The following is a 26810-nucleotide window of genomic DNA, read 5'->3' as shown; positions in this document are numbered from 1 at the left end:
TAATGTCTAGATTCTGAATATTTCCGAAAAAAATTAAACCAATGCAAACATTAGATGAAATTTTAAAATCCCGTCGCGACACCCGCCACTTTACCAGTGATGCTGTTCCTGATGCCGTTATCCAGAAAGCCTTGCAAGCAGGGCATTGGGCACCTTCGGTTGGCTTGACGGATGCCACTAAATATTATCTGATTACCTCGGACGAAATAAAGAAAGCCGTTAAGGAATTATTTTTGGACTATGATAGTAAAGCGGCAAATCAAACGGATAATAAGCAACAAAAAGCGGATTATAAAGCTTTAAAGTTGGAAGCCATTGAAGAAGCTCCGCTTGGTTTAGTAATTTGTTATGATCGTTCGGTTTTGAATAATTTCACCATCGGAACCGTAGGAAGTAATGAAGCGATTAAATTTAGTTCGGTTTGTGCCGCCCAAAACATCTGGTTGTCTTTGACAGCGCAGGGGTATTCTATGGGATGGATTTCTATTTTGAATTACTATCAGTTCAAGCAATTATTAGGATTACCGGAGCATATAGAGCCACTGGGATACTTTTGTGTAGGCAAGCCTGCAACGAATTATGATAACCAACCCATGTTGCAGCAGTTGAATTGGAAACAAAAATCAGAAAGTCCTTTTGTAGAAGAAATAAATAGGATGCCTACCAAGAATGATTTTTCTCCAATTGTATTGAAAGAAAAAAGAGATCCTAAAGATGGAATTTCCGAAGACTTAAAATTTAAAATTGACAATAAAGCAAAACCTACGGGTTCGTTAGGGATTCTTGAAAAATTAGCCCAACAAATAGGCGAGCTGTTTCAAACTCTGGAACCTAAAATAAATCAGCCCAATATGGTTGTTTTTGCCGCAGATCATGGAATTGCACAGCATGGAGTTAGCGCTTATCCACAGGATGTAACCCGGCAAATGGTGACGAATTTTCTTGAAGGTGGAGCGGCAATTAATGTTTTCTGCAAACAAAATAATATTAAGTTATCTATTGTGGATGCGGGCGTGAATTATGATTTTTCTCCGAATGCCAATCTCATTTCGGCGAAAATTGCCAAAGGAACCCAATCCTTTTTAGATAAAGCTGCCATGAGTGCCACGGAGTTGAAAATGTGTTTTTCTAAAGGAGCAGCCGTTGTGGATGCGATTGCGAAAACAGGCAGTAATTGTATTGGTTTTGGCGAAATGGGTATTGGGAATACTTCGACAGCTTCGGTTTTGATGAGCATCATTACAAAAATTCCCCTTGAAGATTGTGTGGGATTGGGAACGGGGGTAAGTGATGCCAAACTAATTCAGAAGCAAATGATTCTAAAAAAAGCCATTGACAATTATCAGGGTTCGACGGATTTGGATAGTCAGTTAGCTTATTTTGGTGGATTCGAAATCATGCAAATGGCTTCCGGGATGTTAGCTGCTTATCAAAATAACATGCTGATTCTTGTTGATGGATTTATTTGTAGTGTGGCATTTTTGATTGCTCATCAAAAAAATCCAAAAATCATTGAGAATGCTATTTTTTGTCATTGCTCGGCTGAACAGGCACATGTGAAATTGTTGGATTATCTGGGAGTTCAGGCTGTTTTGCAATTGGGCTTGCGCTTAGGCGAAGGGACAGGTTGTGCTATTGCATTTCCAATTATCCAGTCGGCTGTGGCTTTTTTAAATGAAATGGCGAGTTTTGAATCTGCAGGTGTCAGTTCAAACGCTTAACAAATAACCCCTAATTTATTAGGTATTTTAAAAAAAAATGAAAAAAGAAATCGATATATTTTTTACGGCTTTAATGTTTTATACCCGAATTCCATGTCCGAAAAATATTAATCACAATCCCGATTATCTAAACAAAGCTTCCCGCTATTTTCCATTGATTGGTTGGATTGTTGGTAGTATTGCTTTTGGTGTGTTCTATTTGTTTAGTTATTTGATGGCTCCAGAAATAGCAGTTATTTTTTCCATGATTGCATCTGTTTTGGTTACCGGTGCTTTTCATGAAGACGGTTTTGCCGATGTTTGTGATGGTTTTGGTGGTGGCTGGACCAAAGAGAAGATCCTTTTAATCATGAAAGACAGTGCCATTGGCGCTTATGGGGCAATTGGAGTGGTTTTATTGTTTTTGCTTAAATTTCAAGCCTTGTCTTATTTAGTTTCTCCTTCGGGAATGCTAAGTCTCGAGTCGCAAATTCTGATCTTTCTACTCTTTGTTTCTGCACATTCGCTGAGTCGATTGGCGGCGATTTCTATTGTTTTTACGCATGAATATTCTCGAGAGGATAGAAGCAGTAAAAGCAAACCTATTGCACAAAATTATAGTTGGCGAGAAGTGCTTGGTGCTTTCTTTTTTGGGTTATTGCCACTTCTGGCGTTGGCTTATTTTCAATGGTTGTTTTTATTGGTTTTAGTGCCCGTTTTCCTGACGCGATTTTTCCTGGCCCGTTATTTTCAAAAATGGATTGACGGTTATACAGGCGATTGTCTGGGTGCCACCCAACAAGTTTGTGAAGTAGTATTTTATCTATCAGTAATTGCCTTATGGAAGTTTATTTAGTACGCCATACCGAAACGGTTTGTGAAAAAGGAATTTGTTACGGACAATCGGATGTTCAGCTTTTAGAACCGTATTTGGAACTGTTTGAAACCATTAAAAATCAAGTTCCGACCGATGCGGTTGTTTATTCCAGCCCGTTATTTCGCTGTACGGAGCTGGCTCATTATGTTTCCTCTTCATCAATACGTACCGATTCTCGTTTGATGGAAATGAATTTTGGCGATTGGGAAATGAAGAGCTGGGACGCTATTGCTCCGGATGATTTTGCTCCTTGGATGAATGATTTTGTCAACGTAGCTGTTCCTAATGGCGAATCGTTTGTTGATTTGTACCATCGGGTTGATGATTTTTTAGAAAATGAATTGCAAAATACTATTTCAAAACCAGTTGTAATTGTGGCTCATGCTGGCGTAATTAGAAGCATTCTCTGTAAAATATCGAATTTGCCATTGAAAGACGCTTTTCAGAACCAAGTCAATTTTGGGGCTGTGATAAAAATAGAACTGTAGTTTTATTTATTATTAATAGGTTTAAATGGCTGATAATAGCTGTTTTATTTAATTTTTCACTTCAAAATCAGTTTAGTTTTGTTTTTCTGCTAATTTTAACTCTATCTTTGCAGCCGAATTGAGGTTGTGTTTTGTTTTTTGCAAATCACATTAAAAGGGAATTAGGTTCAAGACCTAAGCTGTTCCCGCAACTGTAAGCTATCAAGCTTGTTGTTATCTACAAAACCACTGTTCGCCGCGGCGAATGGGAAGGTAAACAACAGGACGCAAGCCAGGAGACCTGCCTTTTTTCTTAACTAATATCGAACTTTCGGGAGAAAAAGTTCAGAAATTATGACAGCTAAAAAACTACTTTTACTTTCGATCGTGCTATCGTGCCAATTTATTTTGGCTCAAAACAAAGTTGCAATTCCTTTGAACGAGGTAGTTGTATCAGATAATCAACTTAAAAATTTTTCGAGCTCCCAATCGGTTCAAAAATTGAATGATTCCATAATCAGTAAAAATCAATCTTCATTAACTTCTCTTTTAAATTATACTACTGCTATTTATTTTAAAGAAAATGGTTTGGGAATGGTTTCCTCTCCATCGTTTAGAGGGACAACTTCGCAGCAAACAGTAGTGGTTTGGAATGGAATTAATATCAATTCTCAGTTATTGGGTCAAACGGATTTTAATACGGTTTCTACCAGAGAGTTTAATTCTATTGATGTCAAGGCAGGAGGCGGAAGTGTCGTTTATGGCAGTGGCGCTATTGGGGGAACGATTCATTTGAACAATGAATTAAAGTTTGCAGATACTTTTAAAAACAGTCTGCAAGTGTATTATGGTGATTTTAACAGCCTAAGTGCAATTTACGGGCTCACTGCGGCAACAAATAAGTGGAGTGCCAATGCCAGTTTTACCAGAAATAGTTCGGATAATGATTTTAAATTTATAGGAAAAGAAGGTAGGAATACCAATGGTCAGTATTATAATAACAGTTTGAATACGGCGCTTGGATACAAATTGAACGCCAAGAACAGTATTAAGTTTTACAGTCAGATTTATGATGGCGAACGTCATTTTTCTTTGACCTCTCTTTATGCTACCAAGACAAAATATGAAGATTACAACAGCCGCAATTTATTGACCTGGACCAGTTTTATTGGTAAATCGGTCTCTAACGTTAAACTGGCATTCATAACGGAACACTATAAATATTTTGAAGATATAGAAAGTAAAGGATTTAGTTCCGGTGGAGTTAAAAGTCTTATTGCCAAATATGATTTTGCTTATCAATTGTCCCCTAAGATGAACTTGAATGCGATTTTGGATTATACTAAAAACAAAGGACTTGGTTCGGGGATTGGAGAAAATACCAGAGAAATAGGTGGTTTAAGTATGTTATTCCAACAAAGCCTTAGTCAGGATTGGAATTATGAAATTAGTGCCCGAAAAGAAGTTTCGGATGTCTATAAAAGTCCCGTTGTTTTTTCGGCAGGTTCTACTTATGATTTTTCAGAAATTTATAGGTTGAAATTTAATTTTTCAAGAAATTATAGAATTCCCACCTTTAATGATTTGTACTGGCAAGGCAGCGGAAACCCTGATTTGAAACCCGAAAATTCGTATCAGGCAGAAGTAGGGAATCAGTTTAGATACCGCGATTTTAGATTAAATGCTACCGTGTATGCCACTAAAATTGATGACATGATTCGCTGGTTACCAAATAATTTCGGCAATTGGTCTCCTGTCAATACAGACAAGGTCTCTATTTATGGCGCTGAGGCTTTATTGGGATGGAACAAGAAATGGGCCGCTCATTTTGTTGATTTTAATGGGACTTATGCTTATACCGTTTCTTTGGACGATAAAAATGACAAACAGCTTTTCTATGTTCCTTATCATAAAATAACAGCCTCCAGTTCTTATTCTTACAAGAAATGGAATGCCTATTATCAGTTTATGTTTACCGGTGAAGTTTTTACGACTTCGGATAATAATCCAAAATATATTCTGAGTGATTATACTGTTTCAAATTTTGGAATGGATTATAATTTTAGCCAAAAGAACGTTTGTAAGATCGGTTTTAAAATAGCCAATCTGTGGAATGAAAAATATGAAGCTTTACCCAGTCGTATAATGCCTGGACGGAATTTAACTCTTTATTTAAACCTTAATTATTAAACAATGAAATTAAAACATGTTTTTTTAGGAATTTTTGCAAGTGCCTTATTACTTGCTTCTTGTAGTAATGACGACGCAGTAGAAAAAGACGTTCCCTTAGGCGCTTATGATAATGGTGTCCTTATTTTGAATGAAGGGAATTTTGGTACGCCAAATGCTTCGGTATCATATATCTCTAATGATTTAACTGTTTTCATGGAGGACGTTTTTGGAACAGAGAATAATGCAAAAGAATTAGGCGATGTAGGTCAATCTTTGAGTTTTTATGAAGACAAGGCATTTATTGTTTTGAATGCTTCAAATGTTGTACAAGTGGTAGACAGATATACTTTTAAAAGTCTGGCAACGATCACTGAAAATCTAAAGAATCCTCGTTATAGTGTCGTCCTAGATGGTAAATTGTATGTTACCAATTCAATTTCTAAGGCAGTTACTATCTATGATGCCAAAACATATGCTTATTTGGGAACTATTGCAATTAATAAGACCGCTGAGCGAATTGTGACTGCTAACGGTAAGTTGTACATTATGAACGGAGCCTATGGAAGTGGAAATACGGTAACGGTAGTTAATCCGCAAAGCAATAACGCCATGAGTGTAATTACTGTGGAGAGTGGAGTCAATTCAATTGAAGAGAAAAATGGTTATGTATATGTTTTATGCGGTAATTCCACAAAAAGCAAACTGTTTAAGATTGATACTAAAACAGATACAGCAACTTCAATAGAGTCTACTACATTAAAGAAAGCTTTAAACATGGATATTGATGGGGATAAAATTTATTATACTCAAGGTACCGGTGTTTATGCTATGGCTTTGAATGCAACAACTTTTAGCGAAACACCTTTATTCTCAGTTAAAGACAACAGCTGGTCTACTTTTTATGGATTTGGTGTGATTGATGGTAAAATATATTCGGCTGATGCAAATGGATTTACAGGAGCGGGTATTGTTAAGGTATTGAGCGCAACCGGAACCGAATTGAAAACATTAGCAGTTGGTATGGGACCAAATGGATTCTATTCCAATAATTAGTGAATTGTTTCGTTTTGAATTACAAAAAAGCCCGGAAAATCCGGGCTTTTTGTTTTTCGCATAAAAAAATATTCTTTTTAAAGATCATTTGTTAGTTCAGTTCCTCAAAACATTCTATAATTTTTTTTGCTATTTGATTTTGCTCCATAGAATTTTCAAGATTTTTTTTATCATCTTTATTGGTTAAATAACCGAGCTCCATTATGATGGCCGGCACTTCTGATTTTTTTAAAATATAAAAATTAGCATTTTTGATCTCGGCTACTTTATAATTTGAATTTGCAAACTTAGACTGGAAACTTTCAGCTATCAGATTGGATTTTTCATAAGACTTTGATTCCTTAGAAACATAAAATTCAATCCCTGATTTGTTTGTATTGGAGCTTGAGTTAACATGCAATGATAAAACTAAATCGGGTTTGATTGTATTTATAAATGTAGTTCGGTCATCCAGCGGGATAAATTTATCTGTCGATCTGGTGAAATGAATGACAATGTTTTTGTTTTTATTGAAAGCCTGAATTTTTGTAATGAGCTGTTCTGTAATTTTTTTTTCAGTAGTTCCGTCAATGGATACTCCGGTATCACTTCCGCCGTGACCAGCATCAATGACCACGTTGATTTGTTTTATAACGGTCGCTTTTGGCATCACAAAGGCAAAAGAAACTAGCGTTGCGAACACTAAAAGTAAAAAACTTGTATTTTTCATTTTTAAGATGTTAGTTTGTTGATAGCTAGTTTATAACGTTGTATTTTGCCTTTTGTTGTATTCCAATTATTTTAAAGATTTCAAAAGACCTTCGGGAGCGTTTTCAAGATACATTTGGCTTTGACCATTGATGGTTTTTGTGTCTTTGAAGCTCTTGAAGTCTTTTTCAGGACTTTGTTTAAGCATTTTAGCCGTACCCGTTATTTTCCCTATTGCTGTGCTTAAAAGTGGTTCTGATGGTTCTCCAAGAACTCCTAAGTTGCCTATGCTTTCTTTCAATAAGTATTTAGGGTTCAGTCCACTGAAATAATCACCAAAACCAACAGAATTAACAATTTTTAAAACGATAGGTTGCATCGCATAGCGGTGATTAGGGTTTCTTTTTTCTTTTCCAAAAGTAGGGGAATCATATAAAGTAACAGATCCGACATTCTTACCTGTAGTGATGTCACCTATTTGAACTACTTCCATGTAAGGCGCTAATCCATTTATTACCAATTCACTCGCCGAAGCAGTACTTTTTGTGGTCAGAATGTAAATTTTAGTTAAATTCAAACTGTTTATTGGTGTGCTTCCAATTTTATCAGTAAAATTATTTTTTAACTGTTCTGGGTTATTGGATTCGAAATAACCATTTATTTTTGAATTCCATTGTTGCTTGGCAAATACCTTACCGGTATATTGGCCGGTAATCATACTGGCTAAACGGGTTGCGGTTTGTACAGATCCTCCGCCATTGTAACGCAAATCAAGAACTAAGTCTGTAATTCCTGCTGATTTTAGCGACGCAAAAGCATCATTTAGTTGGGTATCATATTCGGCGTAAAAACCATTGTACATTAAGTAGCCTATTTTGTGATTTCCTGAAGTAATTACTTTATTCAATAAAATTGGATTTTCTGCCAAAACAGTGCTTGTCAAAGCAACCGATTTTCCGTTAGCTGTAATGGCTCCACCGTTGTAGTCTGCAAGATTCAGAGTATAGTTATCGTTTGCTAGTAAAGATTGGTAATTATTTACTGTAAGTTGAGTTCCATTTACAGCATAAAATATATCTCCTCTATGGATGTTTTTTGAAGCTGCATCGGATCCAGGGATGATATAGCGTACATAACCAAATATTTCAGTATTACTGCCATTTTTGTAAACCAAGCCAAAATCGACACCACTATTTTTTGAAATTCCTCCCAAGGCTTGTTCTAAAACTAAATAGTCTTTTACGATCCAACTGAATCGGTCAATAGACTTGTCCACTCTCAAAGCGTCAAATAAATTCTCAGGTACGGGATAGCCTTTCAAGAAATTGTTTAGTTCAGTTTGGGTAGCAAATCGATCGTCGGATAAATTAGGAACATCTTCCTGCCACAGATAGTATTGGTTCATTCCTTTCCAGATAAAATCCTGGATTTCCAGATTTATAGGGCTTGCAATATCATCATTGTCCTGACAACTTTGAAATGTAAAAGCAGCCAAGAATAGAAATAAGATCAATTTGTAGGTGGTCTTCATAGGTATAGTTTTCATATAGATAATTAACGTAAAAATAGTAACTTTAGTTTTATTTCCTATTTCTTTGTAACAAATAATAATGTGATTCGTCTTGATTGTATAACCGACTGATTAAAACCAATGCAATGAACCAAAATGAGTTTGTCCAGTTAATTCATCCTTTTAAGGACAAAGTTTTTCGGTTAGCCAAGCGTTTGTTGGTGAGTACCGAGGAGGCAGAGGATGCTACTCAGGAAGTTCTAGTGAAATTGTGGAATAAAAACGGAGGTTTAAGTGATTATAATAATTTGGAGGCTTTTGCAATGACAATGACTAAAAATTATTGTTTGGATCAGCTGAAATCAAAAAGAGCCGGAAATTTAAAAATTGTCCATACTAATTTTACAGATAGAGAAGCCGGATTGCAACAAAAAATTGAAGATCGTGACAGCTTGAATTGGGTTGGGAAAATTATTGATCAATTGCCGGTCCAGCAGCGTATAATTATTCAAATGCGCGACATTGAACAATATGAATTTGAAGAAATGGCAAAGATTTTGAATATGAATGAAACCGCCATTCGGGTGGCGCTTTCGAGAGGGAGAAAAACGATAAGAGAATTGATGTCAAAAACACATAGTTATGGAATCCAGTAGAATAGAAATATTAGTAGAAAAATATTTTCAGGGAGAAAGTAGTATTGCCGAAGAAAAAGAGCTTAAAAGTTACTTTTCTTCAGCAGATGTTGCGCAGCATCTACTAGAATATCAGCCTTTATTTGCTTATTTTTCCCAAGCAAAAGAGCAAAAGTTTGCAGCAGAATTTCCATCTCAATCTAGAAAAAAATATTGGGGTTGGTTGTCGATTGCGGCTTCGGCGGTTGTTTTGCTGGGTATAGGAACCTATGTATACCATGATGTGACAGCGGCTAAGCAGGAGTTAGGGACTTATGACGATCCTCAAGTTGCTTTTAGACAAACACAGAAAGCCTTGGCTTTATTGTCAAATCATGTAAATACCGGCATAGAAAGTGTACAGTATGTACAAGAATATCAGAATTCAAAAGAGTTAGTTTTTAAACAATAATAAAAAAAGTAAAATGAAATCAACAATTCAAAAAAAGCGTAATTTAAGTTTGGGCAAAAAGGTTCTAATCTCCTTTATTATAATATTAATGGCTGCGCCTATTTTTGCACAAAGTAGTTTTGATAAATTCGATGGTCAGGATGATGTCACCTCGATTATTGTCAACAGAAAAATGTTTGACCTGATGAGTAAGGTGAAAGTTGATGTTTCGGATAAGGAAGCGCAACAATATTTTAATTTGATCAAGAAACTGGACAATTTGAAAGTGTTTACCACCAGCAGTACAAGGGTAACAAATGAGATGAAATCTACCGCCGATAAATACATAAAAACGGCTGGGCTAGAAGAGTTAATGCGTATCAATGACAGCGGTAAGAATATTAAAATTATGGTGAAGTCCGGCGCCGGTGATAGCCAGATTAAAGAACTTTTGATGTTCATTGAAGGCAGTGGTAAAGCCAATGAAACTGTTTTAATGTCTTTGACGGGTAATTTTGATTTGAATGAAATTTCAGTACTTACTGATAAGATGAGGATTCCTGGTGGCAATGAGCTAAAAAAAGCCGCTAAAAATAAGTAAGTATGAAAGCAATCAATAGTATTATTCTGTTTTTAAGCTTGCTCTTGGTAAGTTGTAATTCTGAGCAAACATTGCAGAAGTATTTTGTAGAAAACTCAGACAACAAGGATTTTATAGCCTTAGACATCTCGCCAACTATTCTTAATGTGGATAAAGCAAAGTTGTCTGCAGATCAGAGTGCTGCTTTGGAGTCTTTTGACAAAATGAATGTTTTGGCTTTTAAATTGAATGATTCTAATAAAGCGCAGTTTGAAATAGAACGCGCCAAAGTAGATGCGATTTTAAAAGATGTCAAGTACCAACAATTGATGAAATTTAGCTCCGGAAAAGAAGGCGCTTCAGTAAGTTATGTGGGCTCTGATGCGCATATTGATGAGTTTGTTTTGTATGCCAATAGAAAAGAAAATGGTTTTGCCGTAATTCGAGTTTTGGGAAAAGATATGAATCCTGCTACTATTATGACTATGCTGCAGCTGATTCAAAAGTCGAATATAGACATGGAGCAATTGAAGCCGCTACAGCAATTAATACAATAGATTTTAAAAATAGAATTAGTACTGAAAAGCATTTCTGCAATTGTAGAGATGCTTTTTTGTTTTTTGAATTTAGAGAAAATAAAAGGCTTTAAGGCTATTTAATTGTAATTTTGAAAACATTTAAAATCAGAATATGTATTCACTCTTAAAAAGCTATATTAAAAGTCAAACAGAAATTAACGAAGAGGATTTACAGTTCATCTGTTCCTGTTTTAAGCCCAAGCTGACCAGCAGAAATGAAATTGTGGTAGATTTTAATGATATATGTGACAGTTATTATTTTATAAACAAAGGCTGTATCAGACTTTTTACCATCAACACAGAAGGAGTTGAAAGCTCCCGATATTTTGCTTTTGAAGGCATGCTTTGTACGGCTTTGCCCAGTTTTATCGATCAAAAACCGGCATGTGAGTATTTACAGACTATAGAGAAATCAGAATTATTGGTTATTTCCAGAGCAGATTTTTACAGTCTTGTTGAAAAACTGCCTCAATTTGGTGAAATTTATAAGAGAATTTTAGAATTGGGTTTTATCACTGCACAAAAACGAATTTATGGTTTTCAAGGCTTTGATGCGCTTGAAAAAGTAAGATGGATCATAAAACACCAACCTCATTTTCTGCTAAGAGTATCTAATAAAATGGCAGCTTCCTATTTGGGGATTTCGCCTTCTACTTTAAGCAGAATAAAATCCAAATTATAATAAAAACGTTGCCTTAGAGCAATGCTCACCAATAGGTTAATTTTTAATTTTGATAAAAAATTGAAAGTTGCTTTCGGTGAGTCGTGTATTGCGTTTAATTGAAACGGTAATCACTATTAAGAATCTTCTTTTACATTCCATTTCCAAACAATAAAAAAATGAAGCAAGTTAAGCTTACTAATCAAGTATTGTATTTATTGAGTATATCAGCAGGTCTTGTTGTCGCTAATTTATATTACAATCAACCCTTGTTGCATCAAATTGCGGTGAGTTTTGGGGTTTCTGAGTCTGAGGTGAGCCATGTTGCGCTGTTCACACAGCTGGGTTATGCTTTGGGCTTGTTGTTTATTATTCCTTTAGGTGACAAGGTTTCCAATAAAAAAATATTGCGAATTGACTTTTTAATTATGGTTATCGCTTTAGTGGCGGCGGGTTTTGCAAATTCACTTTTGATTCTTATTATTAGTAGTTTTTTTGTTGGCTTTACCTCGGCAATACCGCAGTTGTTTGTTCCTATGGCAGCTCAACTTTCAGATGATTCAAATCGGGGGCGAGCGATAGGGATTGTTATGAGTGGCTTATTGATTGGTATTTTAGGAGGTCGGGTAATCAGCGGTTTTGTGGGTGAGCAATTTGGATGGCGCTTCATGTTTTATGCTGCTGCAGTAATGATGGTTGTTTTATACGTAATCCTTAAATATAAATTGCCCAAGATTAATCCGCAATTCAGCGGGAGCTATGCCAGTTTAATGAAATCTCTTTTGTATTATTTTAAATCGGATTCTTCTTTGCGTTTGGCTACTTTAAGAGGAGCTTTAGCTTTCGCAGGATTAAGTGCTTTCTGGACTACTTTGGTTTTTTTGATGCAAGATTCCTTTGGTTATGGAAGTGCCGTTAGTGGAGGTTTTGGAATTCTGGGAATTGTGGGAGCTTTGGCAGCTGCTTTTGTGGGAAAGATAAGTAGTTCTGTTAGTAATAGTTCTGTTATTTTAGCCGCAACAATGCTGTTAATCGTTTCTTGGGGTATTTTTTTTATTTCCGGGCATTCTATTGTAGGATTGGTTTTTGGGGTTTTATTAGTTGATTTGGGATTGCAGTCCTTACATATTACGAACCAAAAGATTATTTTTTCTAAAAATCCCGAAGCAAGAAACCGGGTCAATACCATTTATATGGTTGGCTTTTTTATTGGTGGCGCTTTTGGAACTGCGGTGGGAGCTGCTGCTTGGGAACTTTATGGATGGATGGGAGTATCGGTACTTGGGATCGTGTTGTCTTCTCTGATTTTGATTGTGCATTTGGTATTTAGAAAAGCTGAAATGTGAGGAGAACGCTAAGAATAGAATTAAAAAAGATGAATTGAAGTAGTAATTTTATGTTTTTAGTGATATAATTTAATTAGTTGTTTTTCAGCGGATTATTTTTTATATCTGTAAGTTTTTATACTTATTTTTTTATTGAAAAAGAAGAATGATTAGTCGTAGAAGTCGTAGTTTTTAAGATTTTGCAATTTGATAGTATAACAAAATATACTATATTCGGCCCATATTTAATAGCGTTTCATTTTCGTTTCTATTTGTTTGTTTTAGCGAATGAAATTTTATAGTACACTATTGCCATCCAATTTTTAAACTACTTTCTGATCTATTAGCACTCTTCCTTTATGAAGTCAAAAGATATAATAATCCTTGAAAAGCTCAGGTTGGGAGATTCATCTGCTTATAAGGAGTTATTTGACTTATATTATATGCCATTGTGTATTTATTCTTTAAAGTATTGTGATTCTTTCGAATTAGCCGAAGATATTGTTCAAGATTTATTTATAAAATTTTGGGATGAAAAATTATACATGAAATTAGATGGTGCGATCAGTCCGTATCTTTTTAAGTCAGTTAAAAATAATACTTTGCTGGCGGACAGAAAGCAAAACAAATACATTTTTGAAGAAATAGAAGATCAAATAAATGTATTAATGGATGAGGATAACCTTGATATGGATTTTCTTGAATTAGAAAAAAAGAAGTTATATCAAGAAATCGAAGCTTTACCTTTAAAAAGTAAAGAAGTTTTTAAAGCCATAGTATTAGAAAACTTAAAATATAAGGAAGTCGCATTAGAGCTGGGAGTATCAGTAAATACGGTCAAAACACATTACTCAAGGGCATTAAAGCAATTGCGTAATTCGCTTGATACCATCATAATGTTACTTTTAGTTTAAAAAAAGTTTAATTTCTTTTCACCCATTATTGATCTTTCATTATCTGTATACTATAAGAGATCAATAAATGAATACGATTCCACCAAATATTTTAGCTATCATTTCCACCTATACGTCTAAAGAAATAGGTGAGGTTGAATTTGTTGTACTAAAACAATGGATAGATGAAAGCTCGGAAAATGAAGCACTTTTTTCGGAATATTTACTTTTTTATAAAAAATCCAGAAGAATAGCTTTTGCCGAAACAGCAGATAAAGATAAAGCCTGGCAAAATATTCTGTCTCAACTGGAGAGACCCTTGGAATCTGCGAATGTTCGAGAAAAACCAAAATATAGACGCCGAATTATAAAACAAGCATCTGCTGTAATGAAGTATGCGGCTGTGGTCATTTTCTTTTTGACGATGGGTTATTTTTATTTTCAGAAAGATTTTCTGGATAAATCCGCTTTCAAAGTACCTGCCGAAGCAATAACGCTGCAACTCGAGAATGGAGCTATTCAAATCATCAAAGACGATGGATCGAGTCAGATTATTGATGCTAACGGCAATGTTGTTGGTTCTCAAAAAGGGAATCAATTGGTCTATTCGAATACTGTGGTAAAAGACAGTTTGGTATATAACACCATAAATGTCCCTTATGGGAAACGCTTTGAACTCCAATTATCTGATGGTACCAGTGTTCATCTCAATTCAGGAACCTCTTTAAAATATCCCGTTCGATTCATTAAAGGAGAGAGTCGTCAGGTCTTTTTAGATGGGGAAGCCTATTTTGATGTTACTAAGGATTCTAAACATCCTTTCGTTGTGCGTTCTAATGATATGGATGTTAAAGTTTTGGGGACTAGGTTTAATGTGACCTCCTATCACAAAGACGAAAAAACATACGCTGTTTTAGTAGAAGGAAGTGTGGCTGCATATAGCAAGCTTATAGAGAATGAGCACGTTCTTTTAAAACCAGGGAATCGGGCTTATTTTGAAAATAAACAATTAAAGACGGAGGCTGTAGATATTGATAAATATGTGGCTTGGGTTTCTGGAGAGCTGATGTTTATTGATGATTCGTTCGGAGTAATAGCAAATAAGTTAGAGCGAAAATACAATGTTGATATTGTGAATAATTATGACGATTTGAATGACATCGTCATTACAGCGACTTTTAAAGAGGAAAACATTTATCAGGTTTTGAAGACCTTTCAAACTTATAAAGCCTTTGATTTTACCATTAATAATAGAGTAATAACCATAACTAAACCCAAAAAAATGCAGCAAAATTAATTAAACCAAAAAAAAAAAGGAAGGTGCGCCAACACCTTCCTAATCATTTTGAAAAATGATTTAATCTTAAACTAACAAAATTAAACCGATGTAAACTTATGAAAAAACAACCAATTACAGGTGCGTTTAGGCGCATTTTGAATAGCTCTAACCTAAAGATGAAATTCACGCTTTTATTTTTATTTACCAGTCTTTTGCAGGTCTATGCCACGAGCAGTTACGGCCAGAATAACAAAGTTACCATGGATGTAAATGGGCTGGCTTTGACAAATGTTTTTAAAATTATTGAAGACCAAACTGATTTTCATTTTTTTTACAATCGCAATGAATTGAATGTTAATCAAAAAATTGATTTGAACGTTCAGAAAAAACAAGTAGTAGAGGTATTAGGTAAGCTATTTAATAATACCAATATTTCCTATCAAATTTTGGGAAATCAAATCGTGCTTAAAAAAGTAGAGAAGCAAAAAGGAGAGAGTATTTCTTCGGTTATGGACCAAAAACAAATAGAAGGAGTGGTTACTGATGCGGTAGGAATTCCATTGGTTGGAGTTACTGTTTTAATCGAAGGGACTAGGACGGCTACATCAACAGATTTTGATGGTCGCTTCAAATTAAGTGCCAATGCTTCAGGGAGTTTTTTGGTGTTTTCGCATTTAGGGTATCAATCAAAACGTGTTCCTTTGGGAGGTTCCTCTTTGTTGAAAGTAGTGCTTGAAGAAGAATTTAATGAGCTTCAGGAAGTGGTACTTGTAGGTTATGGTAAACAAAAACGTACTGAGTTTTCAGGAGCAGTTTCTTCTATAGATGCCAAAGATATTGTGCAAGCCGCAACGGGAAGTATCGGTTTTGACAGAGCGCTTGGAGGATTGGTAAAAGGAGTACAGGTGTCGCAAAACACAGGCCGTCCCGGAGCTCCGGTTCGTATCAATATTAGAGGAATAACTTCTCCGTTGTCGTCAGCAGGAGGAGGATTGAATCAACCTTTATTTGTGATTGATGGGGTGCCGTTTAATCTTGATGCCTTACAAGGGGCTAATCCGTTATCAACTTTGAATCCCAATGATATAGAGAGTTTTGACGTATTGAAAGATGCTGGAGCTACTGCTATTTACGGTTCTCGTGGAGCTAACGGGGTGATTATTATAAAGACAAAGAGAGGTAAAAAAGGTCAATCGCCAAGAGTGAATTTTTCCTATGCAACCACTTTAGCTCAACCTATAAACAAATTAGGAGTGTTAAATTCGACTCAATATAAAAATTACTATAATCTGTTGATGTCTAATAGTGTTGATGCGATGAACAATGGTCAGTTAGATCCTTTTCTTTCTTTTGATTTAGCCAATATTGCTAAGGTAGACTTAGATTGGGATACTTTCATGGTAAATTATGACGGTATGAGAGAGGACTATTTTGGAACTGCTAATACGGATTGGAATAAGGAAGTTTATAGAAGTATGGCAGTCACAAAACAAGCTAATTTAAGCTTGAGCGGAGGTAGTGATAAAACCAATTATAATTTCAGTTCTTCATTTATAGACCAAGAAGGTTTGACGGTTAATGATAAAATGAAGCAATACAATTTAGGTATTTCCTTAGACACAGATTTGACTGATTATATCAAAATGGGAAGTTCTGTAAATATTGGTCATACTGAAGCTAATTCAGGAGAAAATGATGTGTTAAATCAGTATACGATAAATACTTCTATTGCGAGAGCCCGTCCGGATTTGCCTGTGAGAGATGAAAACGGTAAATTATTGGGACAGCCGGATTATCAATATGGGTTTATGACTTTGGAACCAAATCCATTGATGCGTTTGAGCAATAAAACCAACAACAAAGCCTATAATTTTATTGGGAGTGCTTATGTTGAGGTAGAGCCATTAAAAGATTTAAAAATAAAAACGGATGTTAATGCTTCTGTTTTTTACAATAAAAACAGATCATTTATTCCAAAAATTGTAGAAACTGATTTTGTGTTTTTTCCAAATGATTCTTATTTGAATGAAGCCGATGGTTTGGTTTCTAACATCACAACAAATTTGACGGCTAATTATGATTTTGCAATCTCAAACCATAAAATTGGCTTACTGGCAGGTGCTGCTTGGGATAAAACAGCTTTTAATAGCTCCAACCATTTTTACTCTGGTTTTCCTGATGACGAAATTTTAATTAACGCTACTTCTGCGCGAACTGTGATTGGTTATTCCAGTAACAGATCAGAAACAGCATTGTATTCTTTATTTTCTCGTTTGAACTACGGATACAAAAATCTGTATAATGCGACTTTGAATTTTAGAACGGATACATCTTCAAAGTTTGGTCCAGATAATAAGAGAGCTTATTTCCCTTCTTTGTCTGCAAGCTGGAATATTTCGAATGAAAAGTTTTTAGCTGATAGTGAAAAGATCAATATTTTAAAGCTTAGAGCGAGTGTGGGAAGAGTTGGTTCTACAAATGTTTCCGATTTTGCTTTCTTACAGTTTTTACAAACAAGCTCATCTAATGTTTACAATGGTAATTCTGGAATTGTTTTAGATAATAATTTTCCAAATCCAAATATCGGATGGGAAACTACTAATGAGGTGAACTTAGGTTTAGATTTTGGTTTTTTCAACAACCGTCTAAAAGGAGGGATTGATGTATATGATAGAAAAACAACGGGAGCTTTAGTAGGAAGACCTATCCCTTATGAATTAGGGCCTAGCACTTATTACTCAAATTTCATGGATGTTTCTAATAAAGGAATTGAAATCAGTTTGGGTGGTGATATCATCAGAGGAGAAGATTTTGTTTGGTCAACCAATGTCAACTGGTCTTTAAACAGAAACAAATTGGTAAAATTAAAAGGAGCTAATATCAATCCGTATCAATTGGATTATTATATCGAAGGACAGCCTGTAGGTACTATTATGGGCTATAAAGTGGCTAAAATTTTTCAATCTCAAGACGAAGTAGATGCTCTAAATGCAGCTTCGCCTTCAGGGGTTTATGATAAAATGTCAACTACTGTGGGTGATTTTATGATGGAAGATGTTAATGGGGATGGTCAAGTCACTGCTGATGACAGAACCGTAATAGGAAGTATTCAGCCGGACTTTTTCGGTGGGATTTCAAATACATTTGCTTACAAAAATTTTAGTCTTAGCGCTTTGTTTCAATACTCGGTAGGGACTAAATCAATTTGGAATGCCATTCCTATGAGTACATTTAATCCATTAGGAGAAAATAAATACAGCGAATATGCGCTAAATACCTGGACACCTGAAAATCCAAATGCCCGTTATGCAAAAGCGGTCTATACAGATCCTTCTTCTAATGGAAGAATTTCGGACAGATACATTTATGACACTTCTTATTTGCGTTTAAAGAACGTTCAATTGAGTTATAATTTGGATACAAAAGTATTGGATAAAATAGGATTAGACAGAGCGACATTTACATTAACAGCGACAAATTTATTGACTTGGACAAAATGGCCTGGAATGGATCCTGAAACTTTCTCTGAAAGAGGAACGATTACTGATCAAATCAGTAACGAAGATCCGTATCCGTTAGCTAAATCATTCTCTTTAGGAATTCAAGTTCAATTTTAAATTTAAAACAAATGAAATTATATATAAAAAAGATCCATACGGTCTTACTTTTTGCGATGGCAGCAACGGTTGTTAGCTGTGATATTGACGATATAAAGCCTTATAATAAATTAACGACAGAGAATACAGTAAGAGATGAAGCTTCGGCTCAACTGGTACTTAATGGCGTTTATGATTTAGGTAAAGAGTTTGATGTGAGCTTCTTTCCACTGCACTTAGCGGCCTATGGTAATGAAGGTTTGATTACAGGCTTTATGAGCGGCAGCAAAGGTTTTAATACAAATGAAGTTCCGGTTGATAATATTTTCCTGACTAACTTGTATAGCGGTCACTATAAAATTATTAATGGTTGCAATTTTTTAATTCAGGAATTGGAGGCAGCGAAGGCTGTAGGTATTTCGGATGTTAAAAAGGCAGAGATGATTTCTGAGGCAAAGTTTCAAAGAGCCTTTGCGCATTTTAATTTGTTGCGTTATTTTGGAGAATTTTATGATCTAAATTCTACTTATGGAATAGTGGTAAGAACGGCATTTGCAACTAAGCTTGAAGCAAAGCCAAGAAATTCAGTTTCAGAGGTGTACCAACAAATTGAGGATGATTTAGTATACGCATCGGCTAATGGTCCTGTCTATATTGATCATTTTTATTCAGGAAGTCTGGCTGCCAAAGCTTTGTTGTCTAAAGTGTATTTATACACCGGGAAATTTACCGAAGCAGCTGCTCTAGCTGACGAAGTGATCAATAATGATGAAGGTTACGTTTTAGAATCACAGTATTCTGATATTTTTAAAAATAGTTTCAATTCCTCAGAAGTTATTTTTGCTCCAAAAACAGGTCCTGATAATGAAGGTAAGACGGCTATGAATCAGGTGAGCAGAACAACCTATAGTCAAGCATTAAAGACTTTAGCAGATGCTCAAGTGGGAACCTCGACTGATGGTACTCTATCAGGTGCTGGCTCAGGTTATGACCCACGTTTCTTGCATGCTTATGCCGATGCAACCAAAAAAACCAATGGAAATGGAAAATATCCATTTCTAGATCAAATAGCTTCCCAAGGAAATACCTTGTATCATTTGCGTCTTGGAGAAATCTATCTGATCAAAGCAGAGGCTGAAGTGCGTAAAACAGGAGGAGATCTTACGATTGCATTAGAAAGTCTAAACGCAATTAGAGAGCGTGCGGGTGTAAACCTAAAAAGTCTTTCTGATAAGGCCACTTTGTTAGAAGACATTCGTAAAGAAAAATTACTGGAACTTTTCTTTGAAAACGGAGAAAGCTGGTTTGATATTGTACGTTATGACCATCTTGGAAATCTTAGGGCAGCAGCTGTTAAAGCTTCTTTACTATCTCCAAACCAATTTGTTTTGCCAATTCCATTGCAGGTTATCATAGGGAATAAAACAGTAATTCAAAATAAAGGCTATTAAAAACTAACTTTTAAATGAGAATGCAGTAAAGAGTCAAGGATTATCATTTATTCCTTTCGATTGTGCATTCTCATTTTTTCAAACATTATAAAAAAATAAAAAATGAAAAATCTATCACTACTGGCGTTACTGTTTGTTTTGCTTTCTAGCCAAAAAGGTTTGGCACAAAAGGATTATGTGGTTTTATACGGGAAAATTGAAAACCCAATAGAAGGACTTGGGATAAGACTTTTTGATCCTGTGAGCTCCAAAGCCGTTAACATTAAAGTAGCCGCTGACGGAACCTACAGAGATAGCATTAAATTAGATAAACCGGTTTTTTTTAATACTTTTTATGATAAATTCTTTAGTTTGTATCTTACTAATGATATGAGTTTAGAGATTAATTTTGATGCTAAAAATGTTTCCAAAAGTCTCAGCATTAAAGGAAAAGGAGAAAAAGAAAATGTTTTTTTAAGATTAAAATCTAAGTTGGAAGGGGAATTGTATGGAGCTGATTACACTGTTTTTCTAAATTTAGAAAAGGAAGCTTTTGAAGCTAAGATTAATAAATTCACCACTGATTTTAAATCAGAGTTGGAACTGAAGCAATCAGGCTTAGATCCTTTTTTTGTAAGTTCTCAGTTAAAAAAGATAGAAGAATTTAAACAAGGTATTGTACAGCAATATACTGAAGCACAAAGAAACAAAAATGAATTAGGCGCCGGCATGCCTTCTCCTGAGTTCAATAACTATATCAATTATAAAGGAGGTAAAACATCGCTCAAAGATTTAAGAGGGAGTTATGTTTTTATTGATGTATGGGCAACATGGTGCGGACCATGTAAATATGAAATGCCATTTATCGGGAAAGTGGAGAAAGAATTTCACGGTAAAAACATAAAATTTGTAAGTATATCTGTTGATCGATTAAAAGACGAACAAAAATGGCGCGACATGATCAAAGCCCAAGGATTATCTGGAATTCAACTTTTGGCCGACAAAGAAATCGATTCTAAATTTATCGCTTCTTACTATATTCAAGGGATTCCTCGTTTTATTTTATTAGACAAGGAAGGTAAGATCATCAATGCGGATACGCCAAGACCTTCTGAACCTGAGTTGACAGAATTGTTAAAATCATTGGATATATAATTATTCCAATAAGAGGAATCCTCTTTTATAAGATTTTGATTTCACAACCAGAGAATTTAGTTTCTCTGGTTTAAATTGAATCGAAAAAGCCAACATTTTTGTTCCATTTATGCAACGACAGTGCTTATGAATTATAGTTTTTTGTAAAAAACAACTGTATTTATAGCCATTAGTTGTTTCAAATTATCTTCCCTTTTTAAAATTCATTTTAAGACAGGGCAGGGATTCTATTTAATGTTTTGGATTAAAAAAATAACATATAAACGACCATTTAGAAGTAATCAGAAAAGCAATACTATATAACAAATTTTGCTTCTTTAATCGAATCAGCTTTGAGTTTTGCGAATCAGAATTTACTAAAACACCTAAAATTACCATAAATAAACATGAAAAATCTATTAACTGTATTTTCTCTTTTTTTGGTTGCGTACACGGTCAGCGCACAAGAATTGAAATTAAATGATCCGCTTCCGGTAAATCAAAAGATCAAAAAAGGGGTTCTCAAAAACGGGCTGACTTATTATATCTATAAAACAGATGTAATTAAAAATGTAGCCAGTTATTATATCATTCAAAACGTGGGTTCGATTCTGGAGAATGACGACCAACAAGGACTTGCCCATTTCCTGGAACACATGGCTTTCAACGGAACTAAAAATTTTCCTGGAAAAGGCGTTTTGAATACACTTCAAAAACACGGTGCTGTTTTTGCCAAAGATATCAATGCTTACACTGCATTTGATGAAACGGTTTACAATATGGATAATATCCCTACAAATGTAGATGGATTGATCGATACTTCTTTGTTGATTTTACATGATTGGGCAGATGGATTATTGCTTACAGATGCTGAGATTGATGCTGAACGTGGCGTGATCAAAGAAGAGTGGAGGTCCAGGCAAAATGGCGACATGAGACTTTTTAAGAATTCATTGCCAACGATGTTTAATAATACCAAATATGCGGAGCGCATGCCTATTGGTTTGATGAGTGTTATTGATAATTTTAAATACAAGGCATTAAGAGATTTTTATCACGATTGGTACAGAACAGACTTACAGGCAATAGCAGTCGTAGGCGATATTGATGTTGAAGAAATCGAGCAAAAAATCGAGAAATTGTTTGCTAAAATACCTGCTATACAGAACCCAATCGAGAGAGTTGTGGTAAACATACCTGATAATGCAGCAATGCTTTATAATCTGGGGATGGATAAAGAAATAACAACGTCTAATATTTCTTTTACGATTAATCAGCCAAAATCATTGAAAGATGAAACGGTGGCCGATTTAAAAGAAGCCTTATTCAATAAAATGGTTTCTTCTATGTTGAGTTCCAGACTTAAAGAAATCGCACAAAAACCGGATGCATCATTTGTTTCGGCCAGTTGTAGTTATCAGAGTTTGGCAAGAGCTAAAAATTCGTTTGGTTTAATGATTTATCCAAAACCGAATAGGCAACAGCAAGCTTTTAAAACGGCTTTAGAAGAGTTGAACAGAGCCGTGAAATTTGGTTTTACCCAAGCAGAAATTGATCGAACAATAGCCGTTTATTCGAATTATTATCAAACTAAGATCAGTAAGATTGATCAAACGCCCCATTTTGAAATAATTAATAGCATTCAGAAAAATTATTTAGAAAATGAAACAATGACTGATCTTGCTAAAGAATATGAGCTGGTCAAAAATATTTTTGCTCAGTTGGCTCCCAAAGATTTGCATGATTTTCTAAAAAAATTATATACGGCCGAAAATCGGGTTTTAGATGTTACGGGAGTGGAAGGGGATAACAATCTTTCTCGTGAAGAGGCTTTGACGATAATAAATAACGTGGAGAAAGACACCGCTTTAACCGCTTATACTGATGCATTTGTTGGGGAAACATTGACTTCGGGCATAGAAATAAAAGAAGGTAAGATTGTTTCTGAGAAAAATAATAAGGAAATCAACGCTACAACCTTTGTTTTAAGTAACGGAATGGTAGTAAATTATAAGTTTACCGATATAGAGAAAAACAATGTGCTATTTGAAGCTGCTAGTTTTGGAGGGAATTCTTTGTTGAAAGATGCTGATCTTCCATCGGCTGCTATGGTGAGTAATTTAGTTGGTATGTCCGGTTTGGGAGATTATAATTCAACTGATTTAGCCAAGGTTTTAGCAGGAAAAAGCGCAAAATCAAGAATAAGTATTTCTGAGTTAGAAGAAACGATCTCGGGTATGTCAACAACAAAAGATGTTGAAACCATGTTGCAAATGCTTCATTTGCAATTTGTAAAACCACGATTTGATGAAGATAGTTTCAAAGTTTTACAGAATAATTTAGAAAACAGTCTAATCAGAAGAAAGGGCGATATTGCTTATAAAATGGAAGATAGCGTTAGCACTATTTTATATGGATTTGATAATCCTAAAAAGCGATTGTTTGACGAGAAATATTTAAAAGATATTTCATTCGAAAAGATAAAATCGATTTATCAGGATCGTTTTAACAATGCTGCTGATTTTGTGTTTTTTATTACAGGAGATGTTTCAAAAGAGGTTTTAAAGCCTTTATTGGAAAAATATTTAGCTAGTTTGCCTACCACTAAGAAAAAAGAAAAATGGCAGGATAATTCGGTTACTTGGTTGAATGACACAAATAAAAAAGATGTTTTTTTACCAATGGAAGATCCAAAAGCGACCGTACGTATTGCCTTTAAAAACAAGTTTAAATACAGTCTGAAAAATACCTACCTGTTAAAAGCTTTCCAGGATATCCTTGAATTGAGATTAATGGAAACATTAAGAGAACAGGAAGGCGGTACCTATGGAGCCAGCGTGTACAGTTCTTTGTCCAAAAGACCCAAGGAGTCAGCCAGTTTCTATGTTTATTTTGATTGTAATCCTGATAAGGTGGATAAATTAGTCTCGATTGTTCATCAAGAAATAGACAAAATTAAAAACGGCACGATTGATAAAGAGGATTTAGATAAGGCATTAATCAGTTATTTGAAGGATGTAAAAGAACAAAAAGAGTATACCGGTTATCAGATGAATTTGCTTTATGACTACTTCATTGAAGGCTATAACAGGGATGAGGCAAAAAACAATGTGGATCTCATTAATGCCATTAAACCGCAGGATATTCAAAAGTTTGTTCAGTTGATGATGAATAATTCTCAAAGTTTCGAAATCGTATTTAAACCCGCAAAATAATGGTAAAAGCATCTTTCGTTATTACTTAGTTTTTTTATAAGTATTTTGAATTAGTACACAAACAACGAGAGGATTTATAGGGTCATTGACACAGTGGCCCTATTTAATTTATGCACCATATAAATCATAATCCAATGAAGAAAATAATACTACTCTTAGCCTTTATTATAAGTGCTAATGTTTTCTCCCAAATACACAATCCGGTAAAATGGTCTGCTTCGGTAGTTGCCGTTTCTGACACTAAATATGATTTAGTTATCCAAGCCACCATTGGCGAAGGATGGCATTTGTATTCCCAAAGTGTTCCTGAAAACGGCCCCGTTCCCACGGCTTTTAGCTTCGGCAAAAATCCCAATTATGAGCTAATAGGAAAACCATCCGAAGAAAGCGGTCATACGGTTAATGATCCTATATTTAACATGAAGATTAAGTTTTTCGAAAACAAAGCCGTTTTTAAACAGCGTATCAATGTACTTTCGAAAAAAGCTTTTAAAATCTCGGGAGAAGTGGAGTTTATGGTTTGCGATGATGCAAATTGTTTGCCGCCCTCTTATGTTGATTTGAATTTTCAAATCCCCGAAACCGCAATGGCTGGAGCTGTTAAGGCAAAAGAAATTGAAAAAACAGCCGATTTGGTTGCTGTAGCAGGGAAAGAAACCGCAATCGATTCCACAGTAAAAGAAGAAATCCCCGCAGATTCGATACTAAAAGAGGAAATTAAAACAGTCGATGTTGAAAAAACCACCGTTGCTCAAAAAGAAAAGTCCTCTGATAAGAGTATGCTAGCCATATTTATCATCGCTTTCTTCTCCGGTTTTGCTGCTTTATTGACTCCTTGCGTGTTTCCAATGATCCCGATGACGGTGAGCTTCTTTACCAAACAAAGTAAAAATAGGGCTGTAGGAATTAAAAACGCCATCATTTACGGATTGTCAATCGTAATCATCTACGTACTTTTAGGTTCCTTGGTCAGTGCCATTTTTGGAGCCGATGCTTTAAATGCGCTTTCTACTAATGTTTGGTTCAACATTATTTTCTTTGTGCTTTTAGTGGTTTTTGCAGTTTCCTTTTTAGGCGCTTTTGAAATCATGCTTCCCAATTCTTGGGCCAATAAAGTGGACAGCAAAGCAGATAAAGGCGGACTTATCGGGATTTTCTTCATGGCTTTGGCCTTGGCAATTGTCTCATTTTCCTGCACCGGCCCTATCGTAGGAACGCTTTTGGTTCAGGCGGCCGCAGGCGGAAATCAAATAGGCCCTATAGTGGGGATGTTAGGGTTTTCTTTGGCCTTAGCCATACCATTTACTTTATTTGCGGCATTTCCGGGTTGGTTAAATTCATTGCCAAAATCTGGTGGCTGGTTAAATACCGTAAAAGTGGTGTTGGGTTTCTTAGAATTGGCTTTGGCTTTTAAATTCTTGTCCAATGCTGATTTGGTTTTGCAATTGCATTTATTAGAGCGCGAAGTGTTCTTGGCGATTTGGATTGCCATCTTTGGTGTTTTGGCCTTTTACCTTTTTGGAAAAATACAATTGCCACACGATTCTCCTCTAACTCATATTTCTGTAGGGAGACTCAGTTTAGGGCTACTTTCGTTGAGTTTTACCATTTATATGATTCCCGGATTATGGGGAGCGCCTTTAAATTTGATCAGTGCTTTTCCACCGGCACAACATTATAGCGAATCGCCTTATGGTGTTGGATCTTCTCAAGCAGGTACTGTTACAACAGCAACAGCAATTCCCGAAGGAGCCCATTTGATGGCGCCGCATAATATTGTAGCTTTTACGGATTATGATTTGGGAATGGCTTACGCCAAAAAAGTAAACAAGCCCGTTATGTTGGATTTCACCGGCTATGCCTGTGTCAACTGCCGTAAAATGGAACAACAAGTTTGGCCAAAGGAACAAATTTTAGCTATCCTTAATAATGACGTAGTGCTTATTTCCTTGTATGTCGATGATAAAAGACCGCTTCCCGCTGGCGAAGAAATCGAGTCTAAACTAAGACCTGGGAAAAAATTAAAATACGTTGGACAAAAATGGAGTGAATTTCAAACGATAAAATACAAGGCAAATGCACAACCTTTTTATGTGTTAACGGATCACGAAGGAGAAAACCTAATTGATCCTGTGGGTTATACTCCGGATGTCGAGGAATACCACACTTGGTTAAAAACCGGACTGGCTAACTTTAGTAAAAAGTAATAAGATAAAAAGTCAATTAGTATTTTTACTATTTGATTCCTTTTCAAAATGGAAATATAGAATTAATGTTGAACTTGTCTAAAGAGTATGCCAACTCAAAAGTAAAGACAGCTACTAAATAAAAAGAGTACATTAAAATTGAATTAAGAGTCGGAAACATACTTCCGACTCTTTTTTTATATCAAATTCCAAATTAGCTTTGGTTAAAATGCTTAAGAAGGATTATGTTTTTTATTTTTAAAAATAAGAGCTGTATGCGTATTCATTGAGATAAGTTGCTTTTTTTTATGCATATCACAAAATAAACTGGTAGGTACTGTTATTTTTTATTTGTAAACTGTTATATTTTTGAGATTATCTCTTTTTGATTTGTGCAAATGT

General features: G+C 35.2%; 20 protein-coding genes and 1 riboswitch. Of the genes, 18 read left to right on the top strand and 2 right to left on the bottom strand.

The features are described from left to right. Nucleotides 1–41: 41 nt before the first annotated feature. The 5 genes from cobT to BUB25_RS02255 all read left to right on the top strand — a co-directional run bounded on the left by cobT (nt 42) and on the right by BUB25_RS02255 (nt 6269). A complete protein-coding gene (cobT, locus tag BUB25_RS02275) occupies nt 42–1721 on the top strand; it encodes a nicotinate-nucleotide--dimethylbenzimidazole phosphoribosyltransferase (protein ID WP_072939183.1) in 1680 nt (559 codons plus the stop codon). A 37-nt stretch (nt 1722–1758) separates the two neighbouring features. Beyond that, on the top strand, nt 1759–2556 hold the full coding sequence (locus BUB25_RS02270) for an adenosylcobinamide-GDP ribazoletransferase (protein WP_072939176.1): 798 nt from the start codon (nt 1759–1761) through the stop codon (nt 2554–2556). Beyond that, nucleotides 2541–3065 carry an alpha-ribazole phosphatase gene (cobC, locus tag BUB25_RS02265; protein WP_072939173.1) on the top strand — a complete coding sequence of 175 codons (525 nt, stop codon included), beginning with the start codon at nt 2541–2543 and terminating at the stop codon, nt 3063–3065. Before BUB25_RS02270 ends, cobC begins: the two co-directional genes overlap by 16 nt. Before the next feature lie 104 nt (nt 3066–3169). After that, nucleotides 3170–3367: riboswitch (cobalamin riboswitch) on the top strand. Nucleotides 3368–3398: 31 nt separating this feature from the next. Further along, nucleotides 3399–5234: a TonB-dependent receptor plug domain-containing protein gene (locus BUB25_RS02260; protein WP_072939171.1), complete on the top strand. Its 1836-nt coding sequence runs from the start codon at nt 3399–3401 to the stop codon at nt 5232–5234. A gap of 3 nt (nt 5235–5237) precedes the next feature. Next, entirely contained in the window at nt 5238–6269 is a 1032-nt protein-coding gene (locus BUB25_RS02255; RefSeq protein ID WP_072939168.1) for a YncE family protein, read from the top strand. A 91-nt stretch (nt 6270–6360) separates the two neighbouring features. On the opposite strand, the gene BUB25_RS02250 is transcribed toward BUB25_RS02255, so the two are convergent. Both BUB25_RS02250 and BUB25_RS02245 read right to left on the bottom strand, forming a co-directional pair. Next, the gene (locus BUB25_RS02250; RefSeq protein WP_072939165.1) at nt 6361–6978 is read right to left on the bottom strand and encodes an N-acetylmuramoyl-L-alanine amidase; all 618 of its coding nucleotides are present in this window, start codon (nt 6976–6978) and stop codon (nt 6361–6363) included. Between the two features lie 66 nt (nt 6979–7044). Next, nucleotides 7045–8487, bottom strand: a complete 1443-nt coding sequence (locus tag BUB25_RS02245) for a S41 family peptidase (protein WP_072939790.1) — start codon at nt 8485–8487, stop codon at nt 7045–7047. Between the two features lie 125 nt (nt 8488–8612). Between BUB25_RS02245 and BUB25_RS02240 the strand changes: the two genes are divergently transcribed. The 13 genes from BUB25_RS02240 to BUB25_RS02180 all read left to right on the top strand — a co-directional run bounded on the left by BUB25_RS02240 (nt 8613) and on the right by BUB25_RS02180 (nt 26429). Beyond that, nucleotides 8613–9122 carry an RNA polymerase sigma factor gene (locus BUB25_RS02240; protein ID WP_072939787.1) on the top strand — a complete coding sequence of 170 codons (510 nt, stop codon included), beginning with the start codon at nt 8613–8615 and terminating at the stop codon, nt 9120–9122. Next, a complete protein-coding gene (locus BUB25_RS02235; RefSeq protein ID WP_072939162.1) occupies nt 9109–9552 on the top strand; it encodes a hypothetical protein in 444 nt (147 codons plus the stop codon). The genes BUB25_RS02240 and BUB25_RS02235 overlap by 14 nt, the downstream gene beginning before the upstream one ends. 88 nt (nt 9553–9640) lie before the next feature. Further along, on the top strand, nt 9641–10132 hold the full coding sequence (locus BUB25_RS02230) for a DUF4252 domain-containing protein (protein ID WP_394336296.1): 492 nt from the start codon (nt 9641–9643) through the stop codon (nt 10130–10132). A 2-nt stretch (nt 10133–10134) separates the two neighbouring features. After that, the gene (locus BUB25_RS02225; protein ID WP_072939156.1) at nt 10135–10668 is read left to right on the top strand and encodes a DUF4252 domain-containing protein; all 534 of its coding nucleotides are present in this window, start codon (nt 10135–10137) and stop codon (nt 10666–10668) included. Between the two features lie 133 nt (nt 10669–10801). Further along, nucleotides 10802–11371, top strand: coding sequence for a Crp/Fnr family transcriptional regulator (locus tag BUB25_RS02220; protein ID WP_072939154.1), 570 nt, complete (start codon nt 10802–10804; stop codon nt 11369–11371). Between the two features lie 158 nt (nt 11372–11529). Beyond that, on the top strand, nt 11530–12696 hold the full coding sequence (locus tag BUB25_RS02215) for an MFS transporter (protein ID WP_072939151.1): 1167 nt from the start codon (nt 11530–11532) through the stop codon (nt 12694–12696). A 338-nt stretch (nt 12697–13034) separates the two neighbouring features. Further along, entirely contained in the window at nt 13035–13589 is a 555-nt protein-coding gene (locus BUB25_RS02210; RefSeq protein WP_072939148.1) for a sigma-70 family RNA polymerase sigma factor, read from the top strand. 67 nt (nt 13590–13656) lie between these two features. After that, on the top strand, nt 13657–14865 hold the full coding sequence (locus tag BUB25_RS02205) for a FecR family protein (RefSeq protein ID WP_072939145.1): 1209 nt from the start codon (nt 13657–13659) through the stop codon (nt 14863–14865). Nucleotides 14866–14963: 98 nt separating this feature from the next. After that, nucleotides 14964–18464 (top strand): TonB-dependent receptor, encoded by a 3501-nt coding sequence (locus BUB25_RS02200; protein WP_072939142.1) that lies wholly within the window; start codon nt 14964–14966, stop codon nt 18462–18464. Nucleotides 18465–18475: 11 nt separating this feature from the next. Continuing rightward, nucleotides 18476–19894, top strand: a complete 1419-nt coding sequence (locus BUB25_RS02195; RefSeq protein ID WP_072939139.1) for a RagB/SusD family nutrient uptake outer membrane protein — start codon at nt 18476–18478, stop codon at nt 19892–19894. 102 nt (nt 19895–19996) lie between these two features. Then, nucleotides 19997–21028: a TlpA family protein disulfide reductase gene (locus BUB25_RS02190; protein WP_072939136.1), complete on the top strand. Its 1032-nt coding sequence runs from the start codon at nt 19997–19999 to the stop codon at nt 21026–21028. Between the two features lie 386 nt (nt 21029–21414). Next, the gene (locus BUB25_RS02185) at nt 21415–24222 is read left to right on the top strand and encodes a M16 family metallopeptidase (RefSeq protein WP_072939131.1); all 2808 of its coding nucleotides are present in this window, start codon (nt 21415–21417) and stop codon (nt 24220–24222) included. A gap of 134 nt (nt 24223–24356) precedes the next feature. Further along, the gene (locus BUB25_RS02180; RefSeq protein WP_072939128.1) at nt 24357–26429 is read left to right on the top strand and encodes a protein-disulfide reductase DsbD family protein; all 2073 of its coding nucleotides are present in this window, start codon (nt 24357–24359) and stop codon (nt 26427–26429) included. The last annotated feature ends 381 nt before the right edge of the window (nt 26430–26810 follow it).

Source organism: Flavobacterium granuli, from assembly GCF_900129705.1.
Lineage (GTDB): Bacteria > Bacteroidota > Bacteroidia > Flavobacteriales > Flavobacteriaceae > Flavobacterium > Flavobacterium granuli.
Note: the sequence above shows the minus strand (reverse complement) of the source record. Positions and strands in the feature narration are given on the sequence as shown.